The sequence below is a fragment of the Micromonospora sp. CPCC 206061 genome, assembly GCF_036906915.1.
In the GTDB taxonomy this organism is placed as follows: domain Bacteria; phylum Actinomycetota; class Actinomycetes; order Mycobacteriales; family Micromonosporaceae; genus Phytohabitans.
Map to the genome: position 1 here is coordinate 26,271 of NZ_JBAKHX010000081.1, position 7,653 is coordinate 33,923.

The 7,653-nt window shown below is 70.2% G+C and carries 7 protein-coding genes; 4 read left to right on the forward strand and 3 right to left on the reverse strand.

Features of this window, described 5'->3' with window-relative positions:
* The first annotated feature begins 17 nt into the window (after positions 1 to 17).
* The gene (gene uvrB, locus V6V89_RS34195) at positions 18 to 2,150 is read left to right on the forward strand and encodes an excinuclease ABC subunit UvrB (protein ID WP_334623705.1); all 2,133 of its coding nucleotides are present in this window, start codon (positions 18 to 20) and stop codon (positions 2,148 to 2,150) included.
* A 41-nt stretch (positions 2,151 to 2,191) separates the two neighbouring features.
* On the forward strand, positions 2,192 to 3,094 hold the full coding sequence (locus V6V89_RS34200) for a GNAT family N-acetyltransferase (RefSeq protein WP_334623706.1): 903 nt from the start codon (positions 2,192 to 2,194) through the stop codon (positions 3,092 to 3,094).
* On the opposite strand, the gene V6V89_RS34205 is transcribed toward V6V89_RS34200, so the two are convergent.
* Complete coding sequence (locus V6V89_RS34205) at positions 3,028 to 3,624, reverse strand: TetR/AcrR family transcriptional regulator (RefSeq protein WP_334623707.1); 597 nt, start codon at positions 3,622 to 3,624, stop codon at positions 3,028 to 3,030. The two genes, V6V89_RS34200 and V6V89_RS34205, sit on opposite strands and share 67 nt — an antisense overlap.
* 14 nt (positions 3,625 to 3,638) lie before the next feature.
* Between V6V89_RS34205 and V6V89_RS34210 the strand changes: the two genes are divergently transcribed.
* Together V6V89_RS34210 and V6V89_RS34215 are read left to right on the forward strand one after the other, a co-directional pair.
* The gene (locus V6V89_RS34210; RefSeq protein WP_334623708.1) at positions 3,639 to 4,079 is read left to right on the forward strand and encodes an SRPBCC family protein; all 441 of its coding nucleotides are present in this window, start codon (positions 3,639 to 3,641) and stop codon (positions 4,077 to 4,079) included.
* A gap of 302 nt (positions 4,080 to 4,381) precedes the next feature.
* Positions 4,382 to 5,386 carry a TerC family protein gene (locus V6V89_RS34215; RefSeq protein ID WP_334623709.1) on the forward strand — a complete coding sequence of 335 codons (1,005 nt, stop codon included), beginning with the start codon at positions 4,382 to 4,384 and terminating at the stop codon, positions 5,384 to 5,386.
* 96 nt (positions 5,387 to 5,482) lie between these two features.
* Here V6V89_RS34215 and V6V89_RS34220 read toward each other — a convergent pair whose 3' ends face one another.
* Positions 5,483 to 6,400: a C40 family peptidase gene (locus V6V89_RS34220; protein ID WP_334623710.1), complete on the reverse strand. Its 918-nt coding sequence runs from the start codon at positions 6,398 to 6,400 to the stop codon at positions 5,483 to 5,485.
* A gap of 53 nt (positions 6,401 to 6,453) precedes the next feature.
* Positions 6,454 to 7,527, reverse strand: coding sequence for a mandelate racemase/muconate lactonizing enzyme family protein (locus V6V89_RS34225; RefSeq protein ID WP_334623711.1), 1,074 nt, complete (start codon positions 7,525 to 7,527; stop codon positions 6,454 to 6,456).
* Between the last annotated feature and the right edge of the window lie 126 nt (positions 7,528 to 7,653).

Genomic DNA, 7,653 nt, shown 5'->3' on the forward strand with positions numbered 1-7,653 from the left:
GGCGTACGGTTTAGAACATGGCTCTCGAGATCCCACGCGTGGATGGCCGTTTCGAGGTAATCAGCGACTACAAGCCGTCTGGTGACCAGCCGACAGCCATCGATGACCTTGAGCGTCGAGTGCGCCGGGGTGACCGCCACACCGTGCTGCTCGGCGCCACCGGTACGGGCAAGAGCGCCACCACGGCCTGGCTCGTCGAGCGGCTCCAGCGGCCGACCCTCGTGCTCGCGCACAACAAGACCCTATGCGCCCAGCTCGCCAAGGAGTTCCGCGAGCTGATGCCCAACAACGCCGTCGAATACTTCGTGTCGTACTACGACTACTACCAGCCCGAGGCGTACATCCCGCAGACCGACACCTACATCGAAAAGGACTCCTCGATCAACGAGGAGGTCGAGCGGCTGCGGCACTCGGCAACCATGTCGCTGCTGACCCGGCGCGACGTGATCGTGGTGGCCACGGTCTCCGCGATCTATGGCCTGGGCACCCCGTCGGAATACCTCGACCGGTCGGTCCGTGTGCAGGTGGGCAAGGAGGTCGACCGCGACAAGCTGCTGCGCCGGCTAGTCGACATCCAGTACACCCGCAACGACATGGCGTTCAACCGGGGCACGTTCCGGGTGCGCGGCGACACGCTGGAGATCATCCCGGCGTACGAGGAGTTGGCGGTCCGCATCGAGCTCTTCGGCGACGAGGTCGAAAAGCTGTACTACCTGCACCCGCTCACCGGTGACGTGGTGCGGGAGGTCGACCAGCTCCTCATCTTCCCCGCGACCCACTACGCCGCCGGTCCCGAGCGGATGGAGCGGGCGATGCGCGGCATCGAGGCCGAGCTGGCCGAGCGCCTCGAAGAGCTGGAGCGGCAGGGCAAGCTGCTGGAGGCTCAGCGGCTGCGCATGCGCACGACGTACGACCTGGAGATGATGCGGCAGGTCGGGTTCTGCTCGGGCATCGAAAACTACTCGATGCACATCGACGGCCGTGAGCCCGGCAGCCCGCCGCACTGCCTCCTCGACTACTTCCCCGACGACTTCCTGACGGTGATCGACGAGTCGCACCAGACGATCCCGCAGATCGGCGCGATGTACGAGGGTGACGCGTCCCGCAAGCGGCTGCTGATCGAGCACGGCTTCCGGCTCCCCAGCGCCGCCGACAACCGACCGCTGCGGTTCGACGAGTTCCTGGAGCGAGTGGGGCAGATGGTGTTCCTGTCGGCCACGCCCGGGCCGTGGGAGCTCCAGCACTCCGGCGGCGAGTTCGTCGAGCAGGTCATCCGCCCGACCGGCCTGATCGACCCCGAGGTGATCATCAAGCCCACCAAGGGCCAGATCGACGACCTCATGCACGAGATCAACCTGCGCACCGAGCGCGACGAGCGGGTACTGGTCACCACCCTCACCAAGAAGATGGCCGAAGACCTCACCGACTACCTGCTGGAGCACGGCATCCGCGTGCGCTACCTGCACTCCGAGGTCGACACCCTGCGCCGCGTCGAGCTGCTGCGCGAGCTGCGCAAGGGTGACTTCGACGTCCTCGTGGGCATCAACCTGCTCCGCGAGGGCCTCGACCTGCCCGAGGTGTCGCTGGTCGCGATCCTCGACGCCGACAAGGAGGGCTTCCTGCGCAGCGGCACCTCGTTGATCCAGACCATCGGCCGCGCCGCCCGAAACGTGTCGGGCCAGGTCCACATGTACGCCGACAAGATGACCCCGTCGATGGCCAACGCGATCGACGAGACCAACCGGCGCCGCGCCAAGCAGGTGGCGTACAACGAGGCCAACGGCATCTCGCCCGAGCCGCTCCGCAAGAAGATCCACGACATCCTCGACGACATCTATCGCGAGGCCGACGACACCGAGGGCGCGCTCGGCGGCCACGGCCCTGGTGGCGCCATCATCGGCGGCGCCGGTCGGCAGATGTCTCGCGGCAAGGCCCCGGTGCCCGAGACCCGTTCGCGCGGCAGGGGCGCCACCCGCCCTGCCCCCGAGGGCATGGCCCGGGCTGAGCTGGCGCAGCTGATCCAGGACCTCAACGACCAGATGCTGGCGGCGGCGCGCGAGCTCCAGTTCGAGTTGGCCGCTCGCATCCGCGATGAGGTATCCGACCTGAAGAAGGAGCTCCGCGGCATGGACGCCGCCGGCGTCAAATAGCGGGGCGCCGCGGCGAGGGTGGGTCTCGTAGGCTCAGCGGCGTGCCAGCCGAACTGACCTGGGGGCCGCTCGGTGCGGCGAGCGCCTCTGACGTCGCCGACCTTGCCGAGCGTTGCCGCGCCGTGGACGGCGGCCTGACCGAGGTGGCGATCAGCCGATACAGGGACAGCGACGCGATCACCAGCGCTGGCCGTACGGCGGCGGGGGAGCTGGTCGCGGTGGCCGTCGTGCGGCGGGTCGGGGAGCGGGCGATGATCACCGGCATGGTCGACCCGGCGCACCGTGGAGTCGGCGTGGGCTCGCGGTTGCTGGACTGGGCGCTGGCGGCAGCGGGCACGTTCACCAGCGATGTCGTGCTGGAGACCGAAGCCGTGACGCCCGAGGCGGAGCGGCTGTTCGAGAGTCGCGGGCTGCGGCAGGTGTTCGCCGAAGATGTCATGCGCATCGACCTGTCCACTGATCTGCCCCTGGTGCCGGTGCCGGCCGGCGTACGGATGATCACGTGGGCGCCGGAGACGGTGGCGCGGTTCTTCGCGGTCCACGAGGCGGCGTTCCGCGAACGGCCGGGTTTTCCGGGCTGGCCCGCGGAACGGTGGGTGGCGTGGACGGCCGGCGACGACGAGTTCCGTCCCGACTGGTCGCTGCTCGCGACCGAAGCGCCCGAATCGATCATCGACGCGGCGCCTGAAAGCGCAGCCGATCTCGGGTTCGTGACGTGTGCGGACGGGTGGATCGTGCAGGTTGGGGTGCGGCCGGAGGCGCGCGGGCGCGGCATCGCGACAGCCCTCGTCGTCGAGGCACTGCGCCGGATGCGCGCCGACGGCGCCACCGCCGCCCTGCTCGACGTCAACGTCAACAATCCGGGCGCCGCGCGTCTCTACGCACGGCTGGGCTTTTCGGTGCTCGGCCGCCGCGCCAGGTTCGAGCCCGTCAGGGCCTCGTAGCCGGCCACGAACCGCTCCAGCGCCGCGTCGGCCGCGGGTCGGTCGCCGGTGGCGAGCAGGTCGAGGAGCAGGCCGCGCATGACCGCGACCCCGAGACGCGCGTCGGCCCGTGCCACGTCTTCGGGTACGCCGTGCCGGCGCGCGAACTCAACCGCTGGCGCCAGCCAGGAATCGACGATGCCGTCGAGCAACGGCACGGCGTGCGGGCGGCCCTGCAGCGCCTGGCCGTAGATCTCGAAGAACAGCCGCTCGTGCGGCCACAGCGACGGGTCGGCGAAGCGCCGCCACATCTGCCGGATCGCCTCGCCCGGCGCGTATCCGTCCAGCCCGGCGAACGCGTCTCGTTGCTGCCGCTCCACCGTGCGGACGACCTCGACGAGCAGCCCTTCCTTGGAGCCGAAGTGGTAGATCAGCATGCGGTGGCTGGTGCCGAGCGTCGCCGCCAGCTGCCGGAGGCTGAGGTCGCTCAGCCCGTGCGCGGCGAGGTGGTCGATGGCCGCGTCCAGGAGGCGCTGCCGTGGCTCGGGCATGTACCATATGGTACATGCCACTGGACATCGATGTGTCGGCCCACTCCGCGGCCGACGCCGCCACCGTGTACGCGCTGGTCGAGTCGGGGGCGACGTGGCCCACCTGGACGGGGCTCGGCTCGTTCGAGCTGGAGCGGCCGGGGGAGGGCGTGCCGGAAGGCGTGGGCGCGATCCGGGTGTTCCGCACCTGGCCGTTCACCAGCCGGGAGGAGATCGTCGAGCGGGTGCCCGGCCGCCGGCTCAGCTATGTCCTGCTGTCGGGCATGCCGTTGCGCAACTACCGTGCGGACATCGACCTCACCCCGAAGGCGGACGGCACCACCATCCGGTGGCACTCGACGTTCGACCCAGCTGTGCCCGGCACTGGATGGTTCTGGCGCTGGCTTCTCGGCCGGTTCCTGCGCGACTGCGTCAATGGCCTGGCACGCGAAGCCGGTGTCGGATCGCGCACCTAGCCTCCTAGGACGCCTGAGTGAGTGTGAGAGGAAGGGCACTACAGGCCGTGCCAATGTGCCAAAAGCGGCGGTGATGGTGGATGATGGGTCGCAAGGAGGGGAGTATTCCCCGCGGCGGAGTCGTCAACACGGTCAGCGTCCGGTTCACCGGGGCTCTGACCCGGCGCCGCCGGCCACGGTCATGACCACTCGGACCGCGGCGGAAGAGACCTCCGACAGAAATCACATCGCCACGTTTCGACGTTCCGGGTGGGCCCGAGGACGACTGCGGGGCGATGTCGTGTGTCTGCCGGAGGTCTACGTTGAACGTGCCCACCTGGGTGTGGATCGTCACGCTGGTGACGATGGTCGCAATGCTCGCTGTCGATCTGTTAATCGTCGGTCGGCGTCCGCACGAACCAAGCCTCAAGGAAGCCGGCCTCTGGGTCGGCTTTTACGTGGCGCTGGCGCTCATCTTCGGCGTCGGCGTCTGGCTTACCGCCGGGGCCACACCAGCGGCCGAGTTCTACGCCGGCTGGCTTACCGAATACAGCCTGTCGGTCGACAACCTCTTCGTCTTCGTCATCATCATGAGCCGTTTCGCGGTGCCGCGGCGCTTCCAGCAAGAGGTGCTGCTGTTCGGCATCATCCTGGCGCTCGTGATGCGTGGTGGCTTCATCGCGGCGGGCTCGGCCCTCATCTCCCAGTTCTCGTGGGTGTTCTACGTCTTCGGTGCCTTCCTCATCTACACCGCCGTGGGGCTCGCACGGCAGGGCGAGATGGATGAGGACGACTTCAAGGAAAACGTGGTGATCCGCTGGGCGCGGCGGGCGCTGCGGGTCTCGCCCGACTTCGGCAACGGCCGGTTCACGACGGTCAACGGCGACGGGCGGCGGATGTTCACACCGCTGCTGCTCGTGATGATCGCGATCGGCACCACCGACCTGATCTTCGCGCTCGACTCGATCCCCGCCATCTTCGGCATCACCTCCGAGCCGTACCTGGTCTTCACCGCCAACGTGTTCGCTCTTATGGGCCTGCGCCAGCTCTACTTCCTGCTCGGTGGCCTGCTGGAGCGGCTGGTCTACCTGACCCTCGGCCTCGCCGTCATCCTCGGCTTCATCGGCGTCAAGCTGGTGCTCGAGGCGCTCGCCGACAACAACGTGCCGTTCATCAACGGTGGCGAGCACATCGGTTGGGCGCCGCACATCCCGATCTGGCTGTCCCTGACCGTCATCATCGGCACGCTGGTCCTGTCGACGGTCGCCAGCCTTCTCAAGTCGGCGCGAGACGCCAAGAAAGAGTTAGTGCGGGCTGGCGCTGACTGAATTTGCTGGTTCGCTCGGTCGTGCGGCGCCCAAGGGCGACGCCTTCCCTCGTCGCTGCGCTCCTCGGTCCAGGCGCCGCCGCGCCAACTCCCTCGCTTATTGTGTGACGCGGTGGGCGCCGACCAGGGTGGCGGCGCGGTCGGGGGCCATCGGCTCGTCGAGCACGCGGCGCTTGGTGTAGCAGGCGTGCAGCATCTGCCGGTGCCCACCGGCGCCGGGTGCCGCCGACACGAAGCCGATGTGGTGCACCTGCTGGCCGGGGCGTGCGAAGAAATACAGGTCGCCGGGGCGCTCGTCGCCGAGGGGTAGGGGCGTGGTGGCGCGCGCCAGGTCGTCGGCGTCGCGCGGCAGCCGCACCCCGAAGCGCCGCCACGCCAGATGCACCAGACCCGAGCAGTCGATGCCGTACGGGGAGACGCCACCCCAGACGTACAGGACGTCGTCGAGCCTGCGGGCCACCGCCAGCACCTCGGCGGCGGTCGGCACGCGGGTGGGCAGCGGCGTGAGGTCCACTTCGGACGCCCACAGTGGAGCGTCGTGTCCGGGCACCTCCACGGGGAGCCAGCCGCCGCGCGCGGGGCCGGCCGCCGCGAACCGGGTCCCGAGGATGACGCCGGCCAGGGCGACCGCACCGCCGGGCGTGGCGCGCAGAGCGGTGATGACAGCGTCGACCACGTACGAGGCTGGCGCCGGGTGGTCGGCGGCGAGCTGGGCGGCTGGCAGCCAGCCCGGGTACCCGCGGGGGTCTAGCCTGGCGGCCGGCTGCTCGACCGCGACGACCCGTGCCCAGCCGTCGGGGCGCAGCTCCTCGACGAGCACTCGCTCCCCGAGCAGTAGCTGACTGAGTACACAGTCACTGACCTGCTGATCAGGGTCCATGCCGGACACCCAGGTGGGTATGTCGGCGAGTGGCCCGATCGCGGGCCGGTCGACGGGGCGTACCGCCTCGGGGCCGGACCACAGCGTCGCCGCCGTGACCCGGACGACGGCCTCCCTACCCGGTGCCAGCGGCACGGCGCCTCCTCGTAGGGAAGTATCGGTGGATGCTTCCCTACCGAATATTATCTTCACACCACGGCGGTGACACCCAACCCGGGAGTGTCGGAAAGCCGCACGGCCGCGTCCGCGTACACGATGCCGCCCTGGACCGGCGACGAGGCGAGCCACCAGGCGGCATCGAGGTCCGATATCGCGGTGGTGCCAACCGCGGCGACGAGGCTGGCGGCGGCGCCGATGCCCACCTGCGTCTCCATCATCGAACCGACGACCGTGCCCATGCCGTGCGCGGCGGCGAGCTCGAGCAGGGTGCGTGCCGGGCCGAGGCCGCCGCACTTGGCGAGCTTGACGTTGACCATGTCGGCCGCGCGGCGCCGGATCACCTCGACGAGATCGCGCACGCCGAACACCGCCTCGTCCGCGAGGATCGGCACGCCGACCCGGTCGCTGACCCACGCCAGCCCGTCGAGGTCGCGGCCCGCCACCGGCTGCTCGACCAGCTCGACGTCGAGGCCGGCGTCTTCGATACCGCGGATCACCCGGACCGCCTCGCGCGGCGTCCAGCCCTGGTTGGCGTCCAGTCGGATGCGCACGTCAGGGCCGACGGCCTCGCGCACGTGGCGCACGCGGCTCAGGTCGGTCTCCGCGTCCGTGCCGACTTTCACCTTGAGCACGGTGAAACCCTCGGCCGCCCGATCCCGGGCCGCCGAGGCGAGCTCACCGGCCGCGCCCGCCGACAGCGTGACGTCCGTCGGCACCCGCCGGGCCGTCCCACCGAGCATCCGCGCAAGGGGTACGCCCAACCGGCGCGCCGCCAGGTCGTGCAGCGCGGTGTCGACGGCGCCCTTAGCGGCCTCATTGCCGGCGACCGCTCGCCGGATCTCGGCGCAGCGGGCGTTGAGGTCGTCGGGGTCACGGCCGGTCAACAGCGGACCGAGCAGGTCACGCACGCACGCCTCGCTGCCGGCCACCGACGCGCCGGTGACCTGCCAGACCTGCGGCGCCTCACCGAAGCCCGACCGCCCGTCGGCGTCGACGATCTCCACGATGAGCGTCTCGACGGTGGTGGCGCGGCGGAGCGCGGTGACGAACGGCGTGTGCAGCGGCGCCGACACCCGATGCGTCCGCACGTGGCTAATGCTCATGCGAGCCGACCCTAGCGCCGTTCTTCCCCCAGACTCCGCAGCGCCCGCCCCTCCGCCCGCCCAGCCCGCCCAGCCCGCCCAGCGCGCCCCGCCCCCGCGCGCCCCGCGCCCCCCGCCCCGCGCGCC